Annotated in this window: 18 protein-coding genes and 3 tRNA genes; 20 read left to right on the top strand and 1 reads right to left on the bottom strand. The window is 43.1% G+C overall.

What is annotated here, in order from left to right:
* Window positions 1–49 precede the first annotated feature (49 nt).
* From ACN6NF_RS21990 to ACN6NF_RS21905, 18 genes are all read left to right on the top strand, one after another.
* Window positions 50–126: transfer RNA gene (locus tag ACN6NF_RS21990), tRNA-Arg, on the top strand.
* 22 nt (window positions 127–148) lie between these two features.
* A tRNA-Pro gene (locus ACN6NF_RS21985) sits at window positions 149–222 on the top strand.
* Window positions 223–231: 9 nt separating this feature from the next.
* Window positions 232–302 (top strand) — tRNA-Gly (locus ACN6NF_RS21980).
* A gap of 725 nt (window positions 303–1,027) precedes the next feature.
* Window positions 1,028–3,820 carry a phosphoenolpyruvate carboxylase gene (gene ppc / locus ACN6NF_RS21975; RefSeq protein ID WP_474319580.1) on the top strand — a complete coding sequence of 931 codons (2,793 nt, stop codon included), beginning with the start codon at window positions 1,028–1,030 and terminating at the stop codon, window positions 3,818–3,820.
* A 190-nt stretch (window positions 3,821–4,010) separates the two neighbouring features.
* Window positions 4,011–4,577: an RNA polymerase sigma factor SigW gene (gene sigW, locus ACN6NF_RS21970; RefSeq protein WP_013373239.1), complete on the top strand. Its 567-nt coding sequence runs from the start codon at window positions 4,011–4,013 to the stop codon at window positions 4,575–4,577.
* A 150-nt stretch (window positions 4,578–4,727) separates the two neighbouring features.
* On the top strand, window positions 4,728–5,351 hold the full coding sequence (locus ACN6NF_RS21965; RefSeq protein ID WP_474319579.1) for an anti-sigma factor: 624 nt from the start codon (window positions 4,728–4,730) through the stop codon (window positions 5,349–5,351).
* 220 nt (window positions 5,352–5,571) lie between these two features.
* On the top strand, window positions 5,572–6,405 hold the full coding sequence (gene cdaA / locus ACN6NF_RS21960; protein WP_474319578.1) for a diadenylate cyclase CdaA: 834 nt from the start codon (window positions 5,572–5,574) through the stop codon (window positions 6,403–6,405).
* Window positions 6,402–7,871 (top strand): CdaR family protein, encoded by a 1,470-nt coding sequence (locus tag ACN6NF_RS21955; RefSeq protein WP_474319577.1) that lies wholly within the window; start codon window positions 6,402–6,404, stop codon window positions 7,869–7,871. The genes cdaA and ACN6NF_RS21955 overlap by 4 nt, the downstream gene beginning before the upstream one ends.
* Window positions 7,872–7,930: 59 nt before the next feature.
* The gene (glmM, locus tag ACN6NF_RS21950; protein WP_474319576.1) at window positions 7,931–9,271 is read left to right on the top strand and encodes a phosphoglucosamine mutase; all 1,341 of its coding nucleotides are present in this window, start codon (window positions 7,931–7,933) and stop codon (window positions 9,269–9,271) included.
* A gap of 630 nt (window positions 9,272–9,901) precedes the next feature.
* Window positions 9,902–11,734 (top strand): glutamine--fructose-6-phosphate transaminase (isomerizing), encoded by a 1,833-nt coding sequence (gene glmS, locus ACN6NF_RS21945; RefSeq protein ID WP_447249405.1) that lies wholly within the window; start codon window positions 9,902–9,904, stop codon window positions 11,732–11,734.
* Between the two features lie 1,253 nt (window positions 11,735–12,987).
* On the top strand, window positions 12,988–13,308 hold the full coding sequence (locus tag ACN6NF_RS21940; RefSeq protein ID WP_474319575.1) for a hypothetical protein: 321 nt from the start codon (window positions 12,988–12,990) through the stop codon (window positions 13,306–13,308).
* A gap of 102 nt (window positions 13,309–13,410) precedes the next feature.
* Window positions 13,411–14,109, top strand: coding sequence for a pentapeptide repeat-containing protein (locus ACN6NF_RS21935; RefSeq protein WP_474319574.1), 699 nt, complete (start codon window positions 13,411–13,413; stop codon window positions 14,107–14,109).
* A 15-nt stretch (window positions 14,110–14,124) separates the two neighbouring features.
* On the top strand, window positions 14,125–14,682 hold the full coding sequence (locus tag ACN6NF_RS21930) for a hypothetical protein (RefSeq protein WP_474319573.1): 558 nt from the start codon (window positions 14,125–14,127) through the stop codon (window positions 14,680–14,682).
* 22 nt (window positions 14,683–14,704) lie between these two features.
* A complete protein-coding gene (locus ACN6NF_RS21925) occupies window positions 14,705–15,364 on the top strand; it encodes a hypothetical protein (RefSeq protein ID WP_129550044.1) in 660 nt (219 codons plus the stop codon).
* Window positions 15,361–16,785, top strand: coding sequence for a phage baseplate assembly protein V (locus ACN6NF_RS21920; protein ID WP_474319572.1), 1,425 nt, complete (start codon window positions 15,361–15,363; stop codon window positions 16,783–16,785). The genes ACN6NF_RS21925 and ACN6NF_RS21920 overlap by 4 nt, the downstream gene beginning before the upstream one ends.
* A gap of 29 nt (window positions 16,786–16,814) precedes the next feature.
* Entirely contained in the window at window positions 16,815–17,249 is a 435-nt protein-coding gene (locus ACN6NF_RS21915; RefSeq protein ID WP_474319571.1) for a DUF4280 domain-containing protein, read from the top strand.
* A gap of 11 nt (window positions 17,250–17,260) precedes the next feature.
* Complete coding sequence (locus tag ACN6NF_RS21910) at window positions 17,261–20,320, top strand: CdiA C-terminal domain-containing protein (protein WP_474319570.1); 3,060 nt, start codon at window positions 17,261–17,263, stop codon at window positions 20,318–20,320.
* A gap of 14 nt (window positions 20,321–20,334) precedes the next feature.
* Window positions 20,335–20,577, top strand: coding sequence for a hypothetical protein (locus ACN6NF_RS21905; RefSeq protein WP_305166981.1), 243 nt, complete (start codon window positions 20,335–20,337; stop codon window positions 20,575–20,577).
* Window positions 20,578–21,362: 785 nt separating this feature from the next.
* Here ACN6NF_RS21905 and ACN6NF_RS21900 read toward each other — a convergent pair.
* Window positions 21,363–21,761 (bottom strand): integrase core domain-containing protein, encoded by a 399-nt coding sequence (locus tag ACN6NF_RS21900; RefSeq protein ID WP_474319581.1) that lies wholly within the window; start codon window positions 21,759–21,761, stop codon window positions 21,363–21,365.
* Between the two features lie 353 nt (window positions 21,762–22,114).
* Here ACN6NF_RS21900 and ACN6NF_RS21895 point away from each other — a divergent pair, with 353 nt between their 5' ends.
* Together ACN6NF_RS21895 and ACN6NF_RS21890 are read left to right on the top strand one after the other, a co-directional pair.
* On the top strand, window positions 22,115–22,561 hold the full coding sequence (locus tag ACN6NF_RS21895) for a contact-dependent growth inhibition system immunity protein (protein ID WP_474319569.1): 447 nt from the start codon (window positions 22,115–22,117) through the stop codon (window positions 22,559–22,561).
* Between the two features lie 661 nt (window positions 22,562–23,222).
* Window positions 23,223–24,059 (top strand): hypothetical protein, encoded by an 837-nt coding sequence (locus ACN6NF_RS21890; protein ID WP_474319568.1) that lies wholly within the window; start codon window positions 23,223–23,225, stop codon window positions 24,057–24,059.
* Window positions 24,060–24,284 lie beyond the last annotated feature (225 nt).

The following is a 24,284-nucleotide window of genomic DNA, read 5'->3' as shown; positions in this document are numbered from 1 at the left end:
TGCCAAGGCGAGGGTCGCGGGTTCGATTCCCGTCGTCCGCTCCATATTTGCGCCCTTAGCTCAGCTGGATAGAGCGTTTGACTACGAATCAAAAGGCCGGGAGTTCGAATCTCTCAGGGCGCGCCATATTTTTAAAAAAATATAATATCGGGATGTAGCTCAGCTTGGTAGAGCACCTGGTTTGGGACCAGGGGGTCGCATGTTCAAATCGTGTCATCCCGATACTGATTTGCGGGTGTAGTTCAATGGTAGAACTTCAGCCTTCCAAGCTGATAGCGTGGGTTCGATTCCCATCACCCGCTTACCGATTACCTAGAAGCCGAAAGGCTTCTTTTTATTTTGTCCACAATACATTAACATTTATGTATATAGACCATTGGATGATGCCTCTTTTCATGCACGGTTGGGGATGACTTGTGCATATTCTACATAGACTTTTATCACCTAGACCTGGGTTTCCCCTCTTACGGCTCCCTATTTCCTGTAGTAAGGCTAAATTCGTGATCAAATCCATTGAAAATAGGAATCCTATAATTATTAGGTTACGAAATTCATGTTAATAACTTTACATCTGCTCCTTTTGTTGTACACACTCCTCTTTATTTATGTGGGTAACACGTAGGGGGTTATGAGTAAACAAATCTACAATACTGGGATTATGGCTTATTTGTGTATATCTTTGTGGATAGAGTTCAATGAATTTCACGTTGTCAACAAATAATAAACATATACACATCATGACACGAGAATTTGTATCTTTTAGAACACACTTTTTATAAGAGACTGTGCATAATGTTTCGTACATCTAAGCGTATAAAATCAGGTATATTTATTAATTTCATTTTTCTGTATAAGTGACCAATATATTCTCCAAAAAAGTATTTCAAAAGCATGATTTTTTCCTGTAAATTTTGCAGCTTTTCATACGTTTTTATTGTATGATGTTAAGAAAGTGTCAAATTTCGTGTGTATACGTACCTTTGCTACAACTGAATAGGTGTGGAACAGATCAGATGGGGGGAAAAGCATGACTGAGCTTACGTTAACCGCTAACAAAAACCAATCCAACAATCTGCTACGGCGGGACGTTCGTTTTCTAGGAAATATTCTTGGTGAGGTTTTGGTTCATCAGGGTGGCAACGAACTTTTGGATATCGTGGAGAAAATACGTGAGGCAAGTAAATCGTTACGTGCCGGGTATCAGCCGGAGTTATACGAGAATTTCAAACAAATGGTCAGTGGACTGGATACGGATATTCGTCACCAGGTTATTCGCGCGTTTGCGATTTACTTTCAGTTGGTGAATATCGCTGAGCAGAACCACCGTATTCGTCGTAAGCGGGATTATGAGCATTCCGCTGGTGAAGAGGTTCAACCCGGTTCTATCGAAAGTTCCGTTCAGGAGCTTAAACAAGGAGGCTTCTCCGCTGAGGACGTTAGCAACATGTTGAATGAACTCTCCTTGGAACTGGTCATGACTGCACATCCTACAGAAGCAACACGACGAGTAATTTTGGATATCCACAAACGTATTTCCGAAGACGTCATGCTGCTGGATAATCCGATGCTTACCTTGCGTGAGCGAGAACAGGTGCGGGAAAATCTGCTTAATGAAGTAATTACACTGTGGCAGACGGATGAGCTGCGTGATCGAAAGCCAACTGTACTAGATGAAGTAAGAAATGGAATGTATTATTTTCATGAGACCTTGTTTCATGTATTGCCGGATGTATACCAAGAATTGGAACGATGTTTGGACAAATATTATCCTGAGCAAAAATGGCACATTCCGACTTATTTGAGATTTGGTTCTTGGATCGGTGGAGACAGAGACGGGAATCCGTCTGTTACAGCTCATGTGACTTGGGAAACGTTGTGTATGCAACGCAAGCTGGCTTTGAGAGAGTATCAGCACACGTTGAAGGAACTCATGGGTTACTTGAGCTTTAGTACCAGCATTGTGCGAGTTTCTGATGATTTGTTGACTTCTATTGAAGAAGATCGCGCCCACATCACACTTAAAAAAATGGAAGTATGGCATAACGAAAAAGAGCCTTATCGCATCAAACTGGCATATATGATTGCTAAGGTGAATAATGTTTTGGATGAAAGCAAACAGGGGACTAAGGAGCGCTACAGTTCCGCTGAAGAACTGATTGCAGACCTGAATGTGATTGACAACAGCCTGCGTCATCATTTTGCTGATTATGTGGCAGACACATATATTCAAAAGATGATTCGTCAGGTAGAGCTATTCGGGTTTCATACCGCTACGCTGGATGTACGTCAGCATAGTCAGGAGCATGAAAATGCGATGACTGAAATTCTTTCTAAAATGAATATTGTGTCAGATTACAGTAAGCTGTCAGAGGAAGAAAAAATAGATCTGCTGGAACAACTGCTAAATGAACCTCGTCCGATTACTTCGCCGTATTTAAAATATAGCGATAGCACACAGGAATGTCTTGATGTATATCGTACGATTTATTTGGCTCAAGAGGAATTTGGCAAGCAGTCCATTACAAGCTACTTGATCAGTATGACTCAGGGTGCCAGTGATTTGCTTGAGGTTATGGTATTAGCCAAAGAGGTGGGTCTTTTCCGCATCGAGAAGGATGGCACTGTTATTAGTACGCTGCAATCCGTTCCTTTGTTTGAAACGATAGATGATCTGCATGCTGCACCTGATATTATGAGAAGATTGATGAACCTGCCTGTATATCGACAATCTGTAGCCGCGATGGATGAGCTTCAGGAGATCATGCTTGGCTACTCGGATAGTAATAAGGATGGCGGTGTGGTTACAGCGAACTGGGAACTTCGGGTCGCTATGAATAGCATTACGGAAGTAGTGAACGAGTATGGCGCAAAAGTGAAGTTTTTCCACGGACGTGGAGGAGCGCTGGGGCGCGGAGGAATGCCACTTAACCGCAGTATTCTGGCTCAGCCTCCTCATACCATTGGTGGAGGAATTAAGATTACGGAGCAAGGCGAAGTGCTATCATCCCGCTATTCGCTTAAGGGGATTGCATATCGGAGCTTGGAGCAGGCGACATCGGCGTTAATTACGGCTGCCGCGTATCATCGCTCAGGAAAGAAAGAAGTATTCGAGGAAAGCTGGGAGGAGATTATTGCCCGTATTTCCGAAGTATCACTGGAGAAGTATCAGGATTTGATTTTCCGAGATCCAGATTTCTTCACTTTCTTCAAAGAATCTACACCGTTGCCTGAGGTAGGCGAGCTGAATATTGGCTCTCGTCCGTCCAAGCGTAAGAACAGTGAACGTTTTGAGGATTTGCGCGCTATTCCATGGGTCTTTGCGTGGACACAAAGTCGTTACTTGCTACCTGCTTGGTATGCGGCAGGAACAGGTTTGCAAAGCTACTATCAAAACAATGAAGATAACCTTAAAGTGCTGCAAACGATGTTTAGAGACTCTGCCTTCTTCCGGTCGCTTATTGATACACTCCAAATGGCAATCGCTAAAGCGGATTTGCTGATTGCAGAGGAGTATGCTGGGATGTCGGATAACGAAGAAGCACGGCATCGTATATTCGGGCAGATTTCTGCAGAGTTCAAGCTGACATCTGAATTGATTTTGAAAATAACCGGACAATCTGAGATTTTGGACGATGTACCTGTTATTCAGGAATCTATCAGGTTGCGTAATCCTTATGTCGATCCGTTAAGTTATTTGCAGGTTCAATTGCTGAGTGAGCTACGTGAGCTGCGTAATCAGAACGGTGATGACGCTGAAATGCTGCGTGAGGTACTGTTGACGATTAACGGAATTGCCGCAGGCTTGAGAAACACAGGCTGATATAGTTTGGCCGTATGATACAGGCAATCGGGTACTCATGGAGTGCCCGATTGTGCTGTGTTTATAGTAATGAAGCGCGAGTTTGTTACTTATGTCCACACTTCAGTTGATTTCTGGATAAAATTAAACTACGATGAATAATCATAAACATGTAATAAGTAACCCATCAGCAAGTCTGGGGGAGTATAGAGTGGATAATATGGAAAGCCGCTTGGTTAGGCTGGTGCAGAAAGGTGATCAGCGAGCTTTTGCGGAGTTAGTCGAGTTATATAAAGATCGGATTTTTCATCTTTCCTACCGGATGCTAGGTAATCGTCACGAGGCGGAGGATTTGGTGCAGGAAACTTTTTTGCGTGTGTATCGTAACTTGGAAAAGTATGACCATGGACAGAAGTTCTCAACATGGATTTATCGGATTGCTACAAATCTGTGCATTGATCGTCTGCGAAGGAGAAAACCTACATACTCACTTGATGCTGAAATGAATGATCAAGAAGGTGTTGATGGGTACGCCATGCTTGCTAGTGAAGAGCTTACCCCTGAAGGGAGTACGCTGTTGTCGGAAACGCAAGCTTTAATTCATGACGCCATTGACAGCCTTCCTGATAAATACAAGACGATTATGGTTCTACGGTACTTGCAGGAGCTTTCCTTGCAGGAAATTAGCGATGTGCTCAATCTGCCAGTTACCACAATTAAGACAAGGGTACACAGGGGACGGGATTTTCTACGCAAAAAACTGGAGCACAAGCTATAAATGATGTGCATACATTCTAGGAAAAGTGCCTGCGTAGATGTTTTTATGAAACATAATGCTCGTTGTAACGTATGTAAGATGAGCAAAGTTTCTAAGCTGGAGCATGTAATGTTGAGAAACACGGAAGAATATTAGAAAGGATTGGCTCATATGGATTGCAAACAAGCCGTCTCTTTTATGCATGACTATCTAGATGGCGACCTGTCTGAGCAGGACAAACATGAGTTGGAACAACACTTGTTAGACTGCCCGGAATGCCGCATGCGTTTTAAAGAGCTGGAGCGGACGGATGCGATGCTTTACGGTACACGCTATCATCAAGTGCCGTGTGTATCGGATGAGCTGACATTTCGCATTATGAATGCTTTGCCGCCGCATAAACGACAGCCTGCGGTGCCTATGCTAGCTTGGGTGAAGAGGCATCCCGCTGTAACAGCCGCCGCCTTCTTCCTTATTGTGATATGCTCAAGTATGGCCAGCTTTTCTAGCACGGACCATCAATTGGTAGTCAAAGGAAGCAATCTAGATCAAGTTGTTATTCAGGGCGATACTGTAATTGTACCTGAAGGGAAATCCATTGCCGGAGATTTAACAGTACAAAATGGTGAGGCCCGTGTATACGGTGATGTGGAAGGAAATCTTACTGTGATTGACGGCTCGTACTATCAAGCTTCAACCGCCCATATTGCAGGACAGGTTAAAAGTATCGATCAAACCTTGGACTGGATTTGGTACAAGGTTACCGATTTGTTCGGGGGACCGTCTTCTCCATAAAAGAAGCTTGAAATGGCAAGAACGATATCGAGCGCCTTATTCCACTGGAAAGGCGCTTTTTTGTATATATATCTGGCGAATTGTACTGTATTTTACTGATATTGGCGATTATTTTGTCGCACAGCTTGCAACGCGAGCCTGATCGTTATAACCTAGATAGAGAGAGCATACTGTGTACATACTACACCCACTCACTACAGAAAATTGCGGGGGCATGCGCATGTTGGATTATTTTGCGGACCTGACTTGGAAAGAGTCCATTAAAGATATTATCGACATTTTAATCGTAACGTATATTATGTATCAGCTAATTTTACTTGTTCGCGGAACGCGAGCAGTTCAATTGTTAAAAGGGATTCTGTTCCTGGTCGTTATTTGGGCGGTTAGTACCTGGTTTGATTTGTACACGCTCAAGTGGTTGATGAATCAGATGTTCACCTTTGGTGTAGTGGCTATTTTTATTATTTTTCAGCCTGAGTTACGTCGTGCTCTAGAGCAGTTGGGGCGTGGTAAACTATTTGGGCGTTCGTCGGTAGATGATGAAGAACTCAATAAATTAATTGGAGAAATGATTAAGGCGCTGAATTATTTATCACGTAGAAAAATAGGAGCATTGATCGTATTCGAGCGCGAGACAGGACTGAACGAATATACTGAGTCTGGTATCAAGACACAGGCCGTAGTGAGTTCTGAACTGCTAATCAACATCTTCATTCCCAATACGCCTTTGCATGATGGTGCGGTGATTATACAGAATAAACAGATTGCCTCTGCGGCCTGCTATTTGCCATTGTCGGAAAACCCCTTCATTAGCAAGGAGTTGGGAACCCGCCATCGGGCTGCAATTGGCGTGAGTGAGGTAACGGATGCTGTAACTGTCGTGGTATCAGAGGAAACAGGACAAATTTCGTTGGCTATCAATGGACAGGTCGTACGTGACATTAAGGAAGAGTCCCTAATCTCCAAGCTGTATGAGGAGTTGCGGCCAACACCGTCTTTGAAGGAAAAACGCGGCTCATTCTGGAACCGGAGGGGAGGCCGTGGAAATTCATGATGGACAAATGGATTAACAATAATACGATTTCCAAGATATTGGCGCTTGCGGTTGCTATAATGCTGTGGGGAATGGTTCATCTGGATGCAGGTACACCTTCATCTACGTTGACCGTTTCTTATAATAATAAAATAATTGATAATGTGGCCATTCAGGCCAGTGGTCTGGATGATTCAAAATATGTGCTGTCTACGATGGACACTGATCATGTAAAGATGGAGGTCAGAGGACAGCGCTCTGTCCTGACTACATTTTTCGCAGATAATTATCAGGCAAAATTAAACTTAAGCGGCTTAGGAGCAGGTACTAAGACATTGTCACTTGAACCGGATTTGCCGGATGGGGTGGAATTGGTATCGATGACTCCTAACCGTGTTACAGTAACAATTGAGGAAAAACAAACGAAATCATTTAATGTATCTATAGTACCTAAGGGTAGTCCAGATGCGGGGCTACAGCTCGGTAAGCCTGTGATTACTCCTCAAACGGTAAAGGTTACTTTACCCAAAAGCCAGTTGAATACCGTTTCTGCGGTGCAAGGGGCTGTTAATACGGATGGCATTTCAGAAAAGTTTGAACAGAAACGTGTAAAACTGAAGGCTTATAACAAAAGGGGACAGGAACTCACAGGTGCGGTCATCGAGCCATCCACTGTGTCCGTTGAAATCCCGGTCACTCAGCAGGCGAAGTCTGTGCCTGTCAAGATAGTCTATTCCGGAGAGCTGCCAGACGGATTGGCGCTTTCTAAAGTAAACGCAAACGTCAAGGAAGCAGCGGTATATGCATCGCAGGATGTATTAAGCAGCCTCAGCTCTTATGTCACGGTTACACTCGATCTGAGTCAATTTACGGAAGCGGGGACACGTACGGTTCAAGCTAATTTGGCAGCTCCCTCAGGTTCTGATAAAATCGAGCCAGGGTCAATACAAATTCAGGTGACCGTCGTTCCTTCCAATGAAGTTACAGATACGGAACGGACGCTATTAGGCATCCCAATCGTTTTACAAGGTGCAGGAGATGGAGCGAATGCGACAGTGATAGCGCCCGCAGGCAAGACGATGGATGTTACTGTGAAGGGTCCGCAGGATTTGGTGAACAATTTAACCAATGATGACGTTAGTTTGGTGGCAAATGTAAGTGGCCTCGCGGCTGGTCAACACGAGGTTACTCTAAAAGTAGGCTTGCCTAAATACATTACGCAAGCCGTGAATGCCGGCCAACTAAAGGCAACGGTAAACATTGAGAGCCCTTCTACGCCTGCTGTAACGAATCCGAATAGTGAGAATGAATCAAACCCCTCTGGTAGCGGTGATAAGGGGCAGGAGAGGCCTCACGAGGGGCAAGGTAATCAAAGTGGCAGCTCTGACGATAATACCGCGGACAACGCAGCTGCGGAGGATAAAACAAGTCCTCATAACGGCGCAGAATCCTCTGCGAATGGAACCTCGGAGAACAGTCAGCCATAACATGTTTTATCTGTAGTAAATGATCAAGATTATTAGACAAAAAAAGGGAGTCATTTTACATGGGGAAATATTTTGGTACAGATGGTGTACGAGGCATTGCTAATCAGGAACTAACAGCCGAACTGGCATATAGCATTGGCCGCTGCGGCGGATATGTTTTAGCAGGTAATGTAGAGAAACCTACAGTTGTTATTGGTATGGATACACGGATATCCGGACTGATGTTGGAATCGGCACTGGTAGCCGGGTTGTTGTCTATTGGGGCTAATGTGGTTCGCCTAGGTATTGTTTCGACACCTGGGGTGGCATATCTCACACGACAATTGAAAGCGGACGCTGGTGTCATGATCTCAGCATCTCACAATCCTGTTGAGGACAACGGGATTAAGTTTTTTGGCGGTGATGGGTTTAAATTAACCGATGAAACGGAATTAAAAATTGAAGAGCTCATGGATGCGAAAGAAGACCAATTGCCTCGTCCGATTGGCAGCGGATTGGGCACGGTTGTTGTAGACGAGCATTCCCGCTACGATTATCTGGAGTTTTTGAAAACAACAATCAGTCATTCTTTTGAAGGCCTAAAAATAGTATTGGACTGTGCAAACGGAGCAGCTTATGAGCTGGCGCCGAAGCTTTTTGCGGATTTGGGAGCTGAAGTGCACACGATCGGCGCGGAGCCAAACGGATTGAATATCAATGATCATTGCGGCTCAACTCATCCTGAAAAGCTGAAAGAGGAAGTGCGCCGCTTGAAAGCGGATATTGGGCTTGCCTTTGACGGCGATGCCGATCGCCTGATCGCAATTGATGAGAACGGGGAAGAAGTAGATGGAGACTACATTCTCTGTATTTGCGGAGATGCAATGAACCGCGCTGGAAAACTCAAGGATAGCACTATTGTATCAACAGTAATGAGTAATATCGGTTTTTATAAAGCTACTGAAAAGCTGGCTCTCAAGACTGCAAAAACTGCGGTCGGAGACCGTTATGTGATGGAAGAAATGCGCCGGGGTGGATTTAACCTGGGCGGCGAGCAGTCTGGTCATGTTATTTTCCTGGACCATAATACGACAGGCGATGGCATGCTGACAGGGATTCAATTGGTAGATACCCTGAAAGCTTCTGGCAAGAAGATGAGCGAACTAAAATCGCTTATGAAACAATATCCACAAGTTCTTGTAAATGTACGTGTGCAGGACAAACGTAATTACGAGGGGAACCCTGCGATTGCAGAAGCAATTGAACAGGTGGAACAACAATTGGGCGATAATGGGCGTGTATTGGTCCGTGCTTCAGGTACAGAGTCGCTTATTCGTGTGATGGCCGAAGGCCCGGATAAGGATGAGCTGGAGCAATTTGTCGGACAGATCGTAAATGTCGTGAAAAAAGAATTAGTTTAAAATTTTGTAAACGTAGGTTGCCTGTAAAACATAAGCAGGCAACCGCGTTTACGGTTATTTACTAATGAGTTAGTGCCTTTGTGATGTAATTATGAATAAAGTGTCATTGCCAAATGATACTCTGCTGAATATAATATAGGGATGCTGTGACTTAGATAGAGAAAGCGAGGGTTGTGAGGTAACGTATTACAAGCGCCAGAGCTTGATTTGTGCGGGGGAACTTGGTGGAGAAGCAATAGATTCCATTGAGAGGATGTTGCTCGCAATCGGTTCACGACAAAGCAAGCTGACGAGGTGAAGGTGTTCGAAACATTCGGCGGGGACCTTCCGGTGAAGCATCAACCCGTAAACCGGCAGCGGAAAATGAACAGGCAACTGTTTACACAACGCACCGGTAGATGCCCTAATTATTTTATAACCTAAATTATAAGATTCATTTCATGAATGTGCGGCCATCATCATTGGCGTGCGCGGTTTGGGAATTTCGTTACATTCGTGAAGAGATGCCTGTAAATTCTATAGTTATCATTGACAACTTCATAGATGAATGAACTTTATTCCACAATCTACCGCACACGTTAGTCCTGTGATGAGTCGTCTTGTGAAATGATGATCGGGAGGATAACGAATATGTGTGGCATTGTAGGATATATTGGTAATCAGAATACGCAAGAGGTATTGATTGACGGACTGAAGAAGCTGGAGTACCGCGGGTATGACTCTGCGGGTATTGCCGTGTTTACAGATTCAGGACTGCAAGTAGCCAAGGCAAAAGGTCGTCTGGCAAACCTGGAAGCTAAACTGGATGGTACGCCGTTAGTAGGTCATGCAGGCATCGGACATACACGTTGGGCAACGCACGGTAAACCTTCTGATGAGAACTCCCATCCGCATTTGGATGAGAGCCAAAAGTTTTCTGTAGTTCACAACGGAATTATTGAGAACTATCTGGAACTGAAGGAACAGCTGATCAGCGAAGGTCATACCTTTATTTCCGAAACGGACACAGAAGTTATTTCCCATCTGGTTGCGCGTGAGTATGAAGGAGATATTGTTAAAGCAGTACAAAAAGCAATTACCTTTATGCGCGGTGCTTTTGCACTGGGAGTGCTGACCGAGCACGAGCCTAATAAGCTGGTAGCTGTTCGCCAAGCCAGCCCGCTGGTTATTGGTGTGGGAGAAGGCGAGAACTTTATCGGTTCCGACATTCCGGCTATTCTGAAATATACACGCAATGTATTTATTTTGAACGATGGCGAAATGGCTGTTCTGACTAGTGATGCTGTCGAATTAATGACAATCGAAGGCCAATTTATTTCTCGGGAAATGATTCATGTCGAATGGGATGCTGTAACAGCGGAAAAAGGCGGCTATGAGCATTTCATGTTGAAAGAAATTCACGAACAGCCTAAGGCTTACCGTGATACGATGTTGGGCCGTATCGATAAAGATACTAAAAAAGTTGTTCTTCCAGAGCTGAAGCTGACAGAAGAACAAATTAAAAATATCCGCAACATTCAAATTGTAGCATGTGGTACAGCTTACAATGCTGGTTTGATTGGCCGTACGGTTATTGAAAGTATGGCTCGTATTCCTGTTGAAAACGATGTAGCTTCCGAGTATCGCTACCGTTCTCCTATCGTAACACCAGAAACATTGGTGATCGTGGTGAGTCAATCCGGTGAAACTGCTGATACATTGGCAGCATTGCGTGAGGCACAAGCTAACGGCGCTCATGTACTGGCGATTACCAACGTAGTCGGCAGCTCCATCGCTCGTGATGCAGATGATGTGTTGGTTACACTGGCAGGACCGGAAATTGCCGTAGCTTCCACCAAAGCGTATTCTTCCCAGTTGATTGCGTTTTATCTGTTGGGTCTGTATCTGGCTCAAGTACGCGGCACACAAACGGATGAGCAAGTAGCTCATGTGCTGGCTGCTATGGAATCACTGCCAGAGCAAGTAGAAGAGATGTTGGGTAAAGCAGATGCGATCAAAGCCTATGCTGAGCAAATCGCTAGCAACAAGCACCTGTTCTTTATTGGTCGTGGTCAAGACTATGCTGTAGTACAGGAAGGTTCTCTGAAGCTCAAGGAAATATCCTACATTCATTCCGAGGCATATGCTGCTGGGGAGCTGAAGCATGGTACACTGGCATTGATCGAAGAGGGAATTCCAGTTATCGCTTTGGTAACTCAGGAATCCGTGTTGGAAAAAACTGTGAGCAACATTAAGGAAGTCAAAGCTCGTGGCGGTGACGTGCTTGCAATCACGTATGAAGAGCACGCTGTTGAGCTACTGAAATCCGTGGATCAAGTATTTGCAATTCCAAAAACACTTCCGATTCTGTCCGCTGCGATTTCAGTTATAGCTCTCCAATTGTTAGCCTACTATGCATCGCTTGCACTGGGTCATGATGTTGATAAACCACGTAACCTGGCGAAAAGTGTTACTGTAGAATAAGCTTTAACACAAAATGATCAGTTTGTTCAGTTACATTAAAGTTGGTACCTTTACGTTATAGTTGGTTCCTGAGTTTTAAAAACCGGTTGTCCTAATTTAGGATAACCGGTTTATTTTAGTTTCTGAACTAACCGGTATTAAGCTGCCTTGATGTCAAAGAAAATAAAGTATTTTCTTAGTACTTTGATTAAGTTAGGGTTCCTTTTTAAGCATTACATGCTATCCGCATACGTTCTTTAGTTAAATATTGTGAATCTAATTTAGGGAGGAGGACTTAGCCCAAGCGAAGGCGTGAAAGCCTCCTTTTATTGAACTAACGAGTAGGATAGCCACATATGGAGCAACCAGTGTTAACCACGTTGATTTAACCCCTGGGACTGGTAATGTGTCGTATTCGTTAGCCGCACTATCAAACGTCGGTACTGCAAAATGCAATTGGAGCAATTACTTTTACAGGAGCTTTAATACAGCCTTAAGACTAAAAGCGGTTAATTCTTTGAGATTGGTCGCTTTTGCCTTTTCAAATTATTGCGCAAAGCCAGTTCAGAAAAATATAATTTTCTTTCTTTTAATGACTTTTAGCTTATACACAAGAGAAATTTAGCATTACTAGCTATATAAAGAAGAGCATCAGAGAATGGACAGAAGAAATGTTCGGCAATATTCAGTGAACATGCTCTCGCTCTACACGCTATGTTCCAGAATAAGAGCTCAACCTATAGTGGTTCCTAGTGCGGCTAGCCGAAGACTCGAAGTTATTCAGTGACAGGGAAAGGGAAGCCTGTCACTACACCCGCAGAATCTGTTTCTTTGCCTCTTGGAAGAGGTTTGACTCCCGTTGCTCTACCTGCTCATCCTGCTCTCTGAGCGGGTTTTTGCTTTTTATTGAGTAGAGTATAGAAATGAGATTATTAAGTCTTAAAGGTTCATCATGATTTGTAAACATCATATGAAACGAGGAAAGATGAGGGGAATTAATTATATTTACTCACTCTCCTAAGATATACGATTTGATAGATTAGTTGTATAGCAAAGTCTTTATTGTTTACATTGAAAATAACACGTATTATGGTTCTTTCTGTAAACAAAATCGCTAATCTATCCGATACATACACAAGGATGTTTTATTGTTAAATATACCCTTGAAAATTATGATTTCACATATCATTTATATTAGATTTCGGTTTAAGATAAACAGCTACTTTAATACGCACAGCAGTATGTAAACGCAGCAACCAGAAAGGAGATAGAACGTGAATCGTGAGGAAATTCTCCAACATTTTGCAAATGAGGTCTATGAACCGCTTAAGCACCAAATGTTATTCGCGGTGGAAGCCTCTTTTCAAAACCATAAGTATACCTTGGCCAAGACATTTCGTAATTCACTGGAGCAACTACTCGGGAAAGTCAAGCAGATGCAGCGAGAAGGTACCAAGCAGGCGTTGGGATATATATCTTACTTCATGCTTCGTACCGAATTAGCAAACGGAAGGGCGACCTATTTAGTGGAGGCCATGGACAAGACGTGGTTTATGGATCGCCATCCTTGCCGAGATACTTATGATGCAGATTAGGCATTTCGCTATTTGGACGAGTGGGAGACTGAATTATGTAAGCACGCTAAGAAATATGGCGGAAGAATCGGATTGGATGATATTCAAAGGATGAAATTGCGCGTGGCAATACATATTCATCAATATATCATTGCTTTGGCGCGTTTTAGTATCACAGAAGCATGGTTGGATGAAATACAGTTGGAAGATGTGTTCGAACTGAGAGTCGGAGAGTATTTAGATCGAAGCGAAGTCGTTTATAAACGAGATGTGTGTGTCAAAGATTCGACGGTGATGAAAGAGTGGCTTGAGGAAAAGAAACCATATGATTACATACATGAAGTTTTTCGGGGAATTAACGGATCTCAAGGAGATTATGAGGGAATACGTCTGCAATATGCCGATTTGAGTGAAAGTTCTTTTAACAATAGTGTTTTTACAGGAGGAAATTTGATCGGCTCTTGTTGGAATAAAGCCTGTTTACAAGAAGCGGATTTTAGCGGTTGTTTGATTCAGGAAGCCCGTTTTGAACAAGCCAACTTAAGAGGGGCATCTTTCCGGGATGCAATAGCTGTACCTGGAATTTACCAGTCTGAACGATGGGAAAGACCCGGTTTTCAACCCGTAAGTTTTGCAGGAGCGGATCTTACAGGAGCCCAGTTTCAGGGAGCTTACTTGAAGGATGCAGATTTCACCGGGGCCATATTGCAGGGGGCTGACTTTATGGGTGCAGCGTTTGAGGGAGCCTGCTTCAAAGGAGCGGTGCTGGATGGAAGCCGGTTTAGTTTAGGTATGCATCCAGCCGTTCAGAGTCTAACTTAATTTGGATAACACAATGTGGGACAAACGGAATGGAAGGTGCGTGGCATAGTGGAATATTTCCTTTGTCAGCAGGATGATCGGATGTTGTATGCTGCTGTACCCGTGTGGGATGAAGAGGCAAATGCAGAGATGATGGACCTAAATGACTGGACGAATTGGCCCCCGTCTTATGCTGCACAGTTTAAGGTTAATGGTCACGATTATACAATTTACCCTGATATTCTAATGGGTTCCAGGATGATGGTATCTGATGCTGTGCATGAATTGTTACAGGTCTATGTGCCAAGCTTGTTCAGCCGCATGGCTTTGCTTCGGGATATAGAACGTTCGCAGCAAAAGTTGTATTGGATGATTCAACCCCCGTTAGTGGATTGTTTGGGTGAGGAAAGTCAATTTCATCCCGGAGGAACATTGATGAAGCTGGTGGTAGATCGAAAACGTACCGAGGGGAAATCCCTATTGCAAGTTCAAGGGTTGCGTGAAACCTGCACGTTGGTCAATCTGTCCTTGGCGGAAAGTCTGCTGCGGAGAGGGACAAGTGGCATCACCTTTCAGGAAGTCGCCATGCAGTAATAAAGATGGGAGTGGATGATGTATGGAACATCTGGATAAGAAAATTGTTTCGTTGCTACACACAGTAACAGCAGAAAATACCGAAAATGATCAATCTTTAATTCAGGATGAAGGAGTGAATCACGCTCACGGGAAGGAACCGTTTGGACAGCCCTTACAAACATTTATGCAACTCGGTGGGGAAAGATTTATTTTTGCGCAGCGACATTTGCTGGATGAACGCATCAGTATAACAATGCCAAAGAGCTTTCGGGATATGCCCATGCACGAGCAACGATTAAAATATCCCTCTCATCATCGTCCGGATTTTATTTTTACCAATGACACAGGCACGATTAACTTAACCTTCAAGCATACCGAAAGTCCATTACAAACCGAAGAGTTGGAGAACTTTACGGATGAGATGGCTCAGGTGGTAAAACAAACCCAGAAGTTGACTGAATGGTTTGGCCATGAAGTGCTGGAGAACGAAGAGTGTCAGATTGGATACTGTGAATTTATGACACCAGTATGGAATGCGCGTGTGTATAATTTATCCTTTTTTACGGTGCTGGAAGGACGTGCGCTCATGTGTACTTTTAACTGTACGGATGAAGAGATGGCGACCTGGCAGCCAATAGCCCGCAGTATGCTGCTAACGTTGAAAATCGAGTCTGAGCGAAAGGAAAATCAACCCTTATGACATTAACCCATATTACATATGATCGGCTGCAAATTACACCATTTGAAGTGGTTAGCATTCAGGAACTGCATATGACCAAGCGACTGAATGAGCACACCCGGCTCTCTTTTACCGCTATTTTGCCTGAAGAACTACAGGACAGTTATGTCCAGTTGATCGAAGCCGATTCACCGGTTTGTGTATCACAACTAGATGAGGCAGGCACTCCAACACCGCTATTTAACGGAACGGTGCTCCATATGGAAGTCAAAGTGGTCAGAGATGTGTATTACCTGGAGGTCGAGGCAATATCACACACGTATAAACTGGATATTCGTAAAAAGAACAGGTCCTTTCAAGATAAAAATATGAAGGTTGAGGAATTGCTGCGAGCTGTAGGTGCAGATTATCCCGGTTTTGATATCATTGATTCGGCTACAGGGGGAGCGACTTTAGGCCGTATAGCAGTCCAATATCGTGAAACCGATTGGGAGTTCCTCAAGCGGATCGCTTCGCGTTACCATACTTCACTCACGCCTGCGTCGGTATTTGATGTGCCGAAGTGCTATTTTGGAGTCGAGGAAACCCAGTCTGGACTGGACTTAACCAATTATCATTATACCGTCAGCAAGCGAGTTGGAGATTATCGTTATTTTAACGGCAATGATACAGCACATGTAAACGAGCATGATTTTATTGATTACCGGGTTGAGGCGGAGCAGGTATTGGAGCTCGGCAGCACCGTTACCTTTAAGGGTAAAAATCTGTATGTGTACAAGGTAGACACTCATATGCAAAAAGGAATGATGCAGCACGTGTATACCCTGACTTCCCACAAGGGATTGAGACACCAAGAGGTGTTTAACGAGCAGCTTATCGGTCTGTCTTTACCTGGTAAAGTCATTCAGGTAGAGCGAGATCGTATCAAACTACATTTACATATCGATGCTGCGCAGGACCCTGCAAAGGCCCACTGGTTTACCTATGTTTCTCCTTATACTGCAGAAGGACATAGCGGATGGTACGTAATGCCTGAGCTCGGGGATACCGTTCTGCTCTATTTCCCTACCCATCGAGAAGAAGAGGGCATGGCAAGTACATCTTTGCGCGAAAAGAATCGGAGTGCGGGGCAACACGCTCTTGCACATCCTGACATCAAATTGTTTCGTGCCGCGCACGGCAAGGAAATCAAATTAACCCCTGATGAAATTGTCATCACCAGTAAAGAGGGGACGATGTATATCCAGTTAAATGAGAAAAATGGAATTCACATTGTAAGCGATAAACAGATTCAATTTTCAGCAGGAGGGAATATCTCCCTTCATTCCGGCAGTAAAGTGAAAATCACGGCCGGGGATGAAATTCAAATGACGAGCAAAGGCAGTACCGTATCGTTGGGTGGAATAACCAATGTTCTGGGTAGCGAAGTGAAAACAAACTAAGAAAGGACATGGGGAAGGGGAAGAGAAGAATGGCAAAAAAATCTCATTCGGAAGAGGAAACTATTCAGGCTGGACGGGGAAGCAAGCAGGGCTACGTAGTTGCCGGGGCCATCTTGAGCTGCAGCTTTGGTACGCAGCCGACACGGCTCAAACGTCCGTTCAGTCACGGCGTATATGTGAAGGGAAAAGCCCAAATGAATGTTGGAGATTACTTGCCCGGCACCAATATCAGCAATTTTGGCCGTTGCTCCTGCCCAGCCAATCCAGCGGTCAAAAGCAGTGACATGGTCGATATTTATGGGGTCAAAAAAGCGAACTGTGTTCCGGTGATCACCGGACCCTGGATCGGGGGCAAAAGCGATGTGCTTGTGGAAGGAGAACCGGCCTTGCTGGACCAATGCTCGAATGCGTGCCTATACGGGGGAATGATTCGGATTACAGACGATGGCCAGACGCTGGAGTAAGGAGGTACAAGTTGGATCACATACAAACGATGTTAACGTATAAGGAACTGGAATGTACAGGTCCATATCCTCTTCAAACGATAAACGAACTGCGTATCGAACGAAAACTAAATGACCATGCCCGGTTAAAGATCAGTGGATGGATAGATGAGGAACAGAGAGATCATTACATAGAACAGGATCAGGATAACGAACCGGTCATTATCCGTACCAAAACAGAAAATGATCAGCCTGAACGCATTTTGTTCCATGGTTTACTCGTCCGTGCAGAAACACGAATGGTGCGTGGTATCTATTACGTGGAGCTTGAAGCGGTTTCCCATACGATTCAGTTGGACATCACACCTGTCACTCGTTCCTATCAGCATACCTTAATGCCTTACGAAAAGTTGATCAAGCAAATCATTCAGAAGTACAGCCAGGCCGATGTTATCGATAACGCAACAAACGGTGCTACTTTGCATGCATTTACTTTACAGTATCAGGAGACGGATTGGGCCTTTCTCAAACGGATCGCTTCCCGATTTGGAGCTGTGCTGATACCGGAAATTTCATTGAACGGACCCAAGTTTTGGTTGGGTATGCCGGAGGGACAATACGTTGAAATGAAGCATCCTGTTTACCGAACCCGGCGTAGTTTTGATCCCAACAGCAAAACGAATTTTAGCTATATGCTGCAGAGTGAAACGCTTGCCCGGCCCGGGGATCTGACGGATTGGAATGGTGAGCAATGGATGGTGGCGGAAGTCACTTCTGAATTACAAAAAGGAGTGCTGCTACACGAGTATGAACTGGTTCACGAACAGGGAGTTCAGCAAACAGAGATTTTGTGCCCTCACCTCACAGGAGCTTCACTCGAAGGACGTGTATTGGAAGCCAAATCAGGCCGAATCCGTGTTCATCTTACAGTGGATGAAAAGCAGGATCGGGAAACGGCATGGTGGTTTCCATATGCCAGCAGTTATACAGCCGAAGGGCACAGCGGTTGGTACGTCATGCCGGAACTGGGAGATAGGGTATCTGTCCGCTTCCCAACAGAGCAGGAGGCGGACGGATATGCGGCAAACTCCATACGAAAAGGGCGAAATTCGCCGAAGCTCGCTGACCCAGCTACCAAGTATTGGGGGACACCTCATGACAAGAACATCAAGCAAAGTGCCAGTGAATTGAAGGTGACGGCCAAGTCGGAACAGGTTCATATTCAATTGAATGCATCGGGGGTTCAGGTCGTCAGTGAGCATGAATTGTCATTGTCGGCAGGCAAGACACTTTCATTGCATGCAGATGGGAAACTAAATATTCAAGCTGCCGAGGCCATCTATTTCAAAGCAGGCAGCAGTAGTTTGGTACTGGACGGTGAAACGGATATCCGGTCCGCTAAAGTCCAACTGGAGGGCACGGTTAAAAAACCGGTTTTTGTAGCTGAACTGGCACCAGTCTGGGAGCCGCCATTAATGTCTGTAAAAGCCTATGCGGAGGCGCAGGCGGCGAAAAGTGCAGCAAGCAGCAGTACAGGAGGAAGCTCTAATTCAGGCGCTACATCGAAAGATGGGGGAGCCCTTAAGTCAACCGTAAACACTCCCAGCTCACCGAAGGCTAGTCTACTGGATGGCGTATTGGGACTAGCCCAGAAAGTATGTGATGTGGCTGCGTCTATTCCTGTCTTGGGGGCCATTCCGAAAGCAGCAAGTCAAAAAATAGCTTCGATTCGTTCCGAAGTGGCTTCCTCCGGACCGTCGTCCATAGTTAAATATGCGGCAGCCGGATTGTCCATGATTGCCAGTGTACCTTCCCATGGCTGGGGAGTGGTGTTGGGGAAGACTGCCAAGGTTGCTGCCCAAACTTTACATGTGCACGCGGAGGAACAGAGGGCGTGTGAACAACATGCCATGATGGATTTTCTAGGCAAGGTGTGGACGAGTGCCAGAGGATATGGAGGAGTACAATCCATACATGACTTCATCAACTATGTAAAGGGAGTCAATCAAGCTTCCGTACAGGCCTATAGCGAAATTCCTTCTGATATACGGGAACGCTGGTATCAAAGAAATGTGGATCAACAGTTTGAAAAGGCGCTGGATGCTTATTATAATAATCAGGATCTCTCTACAGATATAATCGCATTAATGGAACATCAGCGGCAGACAGACAACCATTTTCGATATAGTGACAGAGCTTTGATGAGTTCCAAGTATCGGGATGATATGAAAGGGTATACGACGGAACAGAAGAAATATTTGATTGATTTTCTGAATTCAATTGACGAATATAGAAAAGAGTATGGGCCGTTTAGGGAAAGTCCTTTTATGAAAGACCTGGATGAGACTGAGCGGATTGTGTTCAATGAAATCAAAAACTCTGCTCATGAAAATGTAGAGGCGATATGGGAGCGAATACGTAACTTTCCTAATCTAGATATTCGTCAAATGGTGATTGATAACTACGAAGGAAAACAAGACGTAGCAGATAAAATTGTTAAAGTCATAACGGAGCCAGATGCTGTTTATGAAAAAGCAAAAAACAGCTCCAAACAAGAAACTGCCCATCTGTTAGTAGAAGCAGCATTTGCGTTTGTAGTTGGAAGGAAAGGAAAGGAAGGAAAGAAACATTCCAAAGATGACGGTGCTTCACCAGGAGGATCGCATAAGAAGGATGATCATCCCTCTGAGGGGACGCCAAAAGTTCCTCATTCTACAGGGAAGTTTATTGGAAATATTAACGAGTTGAAGCCAGCAGAAAGAAAAGTTGCAAATGATTTAATTGCAGAGGGCAAGACAGTTGAGCGGATTCCAGAATCAACAAAGCACGGGGAAAAAACACCAGATTTTAAAGTGGATGGAGTTCTAACAGAGCTTAAATCTCTTCAAAATCCAAATGTTAATACTGGGGTTGGACGGATTAAAGACGGATTTAAACAACATGCTGAAAAAGTTATTATTGATGGTAGAGAGGCGGGACTTACGAAAGAACAAGCACAGCAGATTCTTGACCGTGCTAAGGGGACTTATGCTGATAAGCAAATTCCGGGGAAAGTAGAAATATGGACAAAAGATGGGAAGGTAACTAATTAGGAGGAATTTAAAATATGGCTAGATTGCAATGTAAGTGTGGGGAGTACTTGTCCACTGTAGAAGCTCCGAACGATGTTCAATTGCATGTTTATACTGATAGAGAGTGGGACGATATTATAAACATGGGGGACTCTATAGATCCGCTTTCAATACCTGATCCTAAGAAAGAAGTATGGAGATGTAATAATTGCGAAAGAATTTACGTTTTTAACGAGGATAATACAGTTAACAAGGTCTATGTGGTAGAAAAACAATAACGGAGTATACAATCACAAAAAATTAGATCGTACAATACAACCAACAAACCAAACACTAAACAGTTCACAAATACTTGATGAATTTTCAAAAGTTCATTCCTACTTGAATCATGAGGGGGGAATGAGCTTTTTTGGCATGCCCAAAATCAAGGAGGACGAAACGAATGGCAAAACGTAAATAGGTAATCAGCAGAACAGTTGAAGGAGCAGACAATCAGACAGGAGCTAGAAAAGGAAATGCGGTCTATTATTCAGACACAAGCAGCATACGAAAAGCTTATGGATAGAATTCGTAGTTACTGCTAGCAAGCAAGGGGAATTGCGGGAACAGGAGACAGAGTTGCTGCAATCAGGGTATACAGATTTCTAGGTTAGAGAAGAGATTCAGAAGTTGTAATTCGTGCAGAACATTTGGATGCGGTAGCATAATCAGAAGGATGGACCGCAGCGCCAACAGCAAGAGATATTGGCTGAAAAAGTGGCTTAGCATACAGAATTGGAGGGCTAGAAGGTATGAACAATGGTTTACCGGAAAATATCAAGGTGGGATGCGTGATCTGTTGTAACAGTATAGGGGGACAGGCAAGCCATTGAACTAATTACAGAGAAGGGAGCCTATGCGATGCAGGCCAGCAAGGATAGCAACAATGACGTTATTGAAACGATTCAGCAATTGAAGGGAATGGAGTAGATTTCATTGAAGAATTGAGGTCAACGGTTCAGGGGGCATACTGAAACAAAGGATTGTCAAAAGCAAATCAAATATCTTTTTTGAGGGCTAAATTTTAATAGTTGATAGGAGTCATGTACCCCAGTGTTCCATGGATTCGATGTTTGTTGTACCAGTTTACGTAATCGTAAAGCTCCAGTTCCAGATGACGAAGGCTCTGGAAGTTCATCTGGTTGACGAACTCCGTTATCATGCCTTTAAGGGTAGCTTCAGCCACGGTATTGTCATAAGGACAGCCTTTCATACTGAGTGATCGGCCAATGTTAAAGGTGTTCAATATCTCATCCATCCTCTGATTTTTGAACTTACTTCCTCGGTCTGTGTGAAACCACTGAATCTGACGCAGATCGCCTTTCATCGTCGCAAAGGCGCGGGAAACCAGTGCAGCGTCCTTCTGGCGACCTGCACTATGGCCTATGATCTCACAATTAAACCAATTGACAAGTACGCAAATATAGTGCTACTGATTCCGGACTTTCACATAGATTAGATCAGAAAAGAACATACTCACATTTAACCGAAATAGATCTAAAGGGAGCACAGAGAGATTTAGATGGAAACCCTGTTCCAAAACCAGGCGGAGCTTAGTATGATCATGCTCAAGAAGTTTCTGACGCATATCGTGGTTTAGTTGATATGAAAAAAAGTTGGGAAGGGGTTCTTAGAAATCCTAATTTGGACACTGAACTCCGACAACTTTATACTTCTAAGTTAAATGAAGTAGACGTTTCGATGAAAAAAATTGAAGATATGTTTGCCCCTCATGGCGGAGTGTATCCACCTAAATAATGATTGGAGTAATGTATAGTGATTAATAGAAGAAAAGCATTAAAACAGTATTTAACAAATGAAGAATATGAAAATATTGTAAAAAACGCAACGCAATTTTCAGATATGTCACTACCTGTATGGCACTTACAGATTACAGGGAAATGTCTTTTTGAGCTATCAAACTTTGATTTGATTCGTTGTATTAGACAAGACATTTTTACCAATCTAGCAATATTTGAAATTATTGAAAGGATTGATGAACAGAATACACCTTTCTATGCTGATATTGATTCAATGGAATTGATGGAGAAATTATCATCTGTTAGTTCTGAAATGCTTTCAGTGTATAAGGTTAAATTAGATAAAATCATTGAAAATATTGAACAGAAGCACTTAATAGATTTAGCAGATATCTGGATGTTTGATGAACAGAAAGAAACATACAAAGACTATATCAATAAAATAAAGAATAAAATCCAATGATTTAATTTAATGAGGTGCTTTTAAATATGAATATCTGTCAAACGAGGTATGGTCAAGCCCCCATTTAGTGGATAGTAGGAACTGTAAGATATTTTGTGTAAACATTTCACAGTGTGAACATGAACCTCTGAATTCTGTTTTGTAGTGTGACCTTGAAAGGCTGTAGTCTTTCAAGGTTTTTCTTTGTTCACCTTGTCAAAGAAGAAGTAAATCATCAGGAAGTAATTCTGCCCTATCCTCAACGCTTGAATAAGCAATGCTACCACGTAAAAGAGTGACGATTGGGATGCGTTCTGCATCCCAAAGTATTGTTTGCTAGACTGATAAATTGACGGTAAAGCCGTTCTTGCTTTCTGGTGATTCAGTATACTGAATTATAAATTGCAAAAAGGGTATGATGCTCACAAGACCACTAAAAGAAAGAGAATTAAAATTGAAAGTTTCTATCTGATTCAAAATCGTCAAGCTTGCTAAGATGAATATGGAGACCATGGTGTAATGCGAATTATTTATAAGCAAACTCCTAAAGGGATTGAGTGGCATGTAGTACAATGGCACTAGGTTTTCTATGGTAGAATTACTTTTATTGCCATTAATCTGATATAAAGTCGTGTAAAAAGTTAAATTAAGTAACACTAACAATAGAAAGGGAGAAAGTCTAGTGGACGAGAAAGTTAAATATATTAATGAGCTATTCAAATATCTAACACAAAATAATGATACAAAAGAATATCAAACGTTTTTTGCTCTACTAGAAAAAGTAAAATATAATCCTAGCTTGCTAGAGTATTACGGAGAAGAATTTGTTGAACATTTGATGGACCTTCTCCCGCGTATAGAAGATAAGTATGATCAAGCTTCACTAATAGAAACGATCATTGAATGTTTAGACATTTACACATTTAGTGAAAACTACCTCAAGGAAATCTTTGATAAATATATGTTATGTATAGCTGAAAAAGCTGTTAATGTGAAAGGAATGTCAGCTTGTTTAATAGGGTTTATACAAGCGGGAATTAGTGGGAAAGAAATAATTAAGAAGTTGGAGGAGAATTTAGAGAAAGAACACTTAATAGGCGTACTCTCAAGAATGTACATCAATTATCTTGTTAATTCTGTAGAAACCAATTCTTACTTGATGAAGGAAGTACAAGAGGCCTACTATTTAAGCCAGCGTTCTGGAATTGTTGCTCAATTTTTATTATTAGTGCATCCACATGTTCGGAAATATGCGGGATTAAGTCAAATCACTTTCCTATATGATTCATACAGAGGTGTGTATGAAGATTGCTGGCCAAGAGGGTTACTTCCTAATATGAAAGACACGCTTATTAAGTCAAAGGTGTTGTCATCAAAGGAAGTAAGTGTTTTAGAAGAGTTGGATAGGTTAATCAATATGCAAGAAAAAGAATTAGATTCGATGGAAGTCAGAAAATTGTATGAAGATTTTTTCGAAGGTAAAGATCCACTTGAGGTAATCTTTACTTTGCCAGTGTAGAAAATTACGTAAAGAGTTCTACCTAACCACTTGATGATATGTTCCTTGGATTAAGCGGGCGTTAGATAACGAAGCCAAGCAAATTCGATTATTCTTACCCCTGCTAAGATTGAATTGATATATTATTCCGATGTGACATATTCAAGATTAAATAATCGCCCTATGCTTCTGTGTGTGATTCCTACCTATAGAGTGTCTACCATATAAGGGGAAGTATCTCGAAAG

This window comes from Paenibacillus sp. TSM33, from assembly GCF_056099025.1.
The sequence above is the reverse complement of the archived record's forward strand: the minus strand, read 5'-3'. Positions and strand labels throughout refer to the sequence as shown.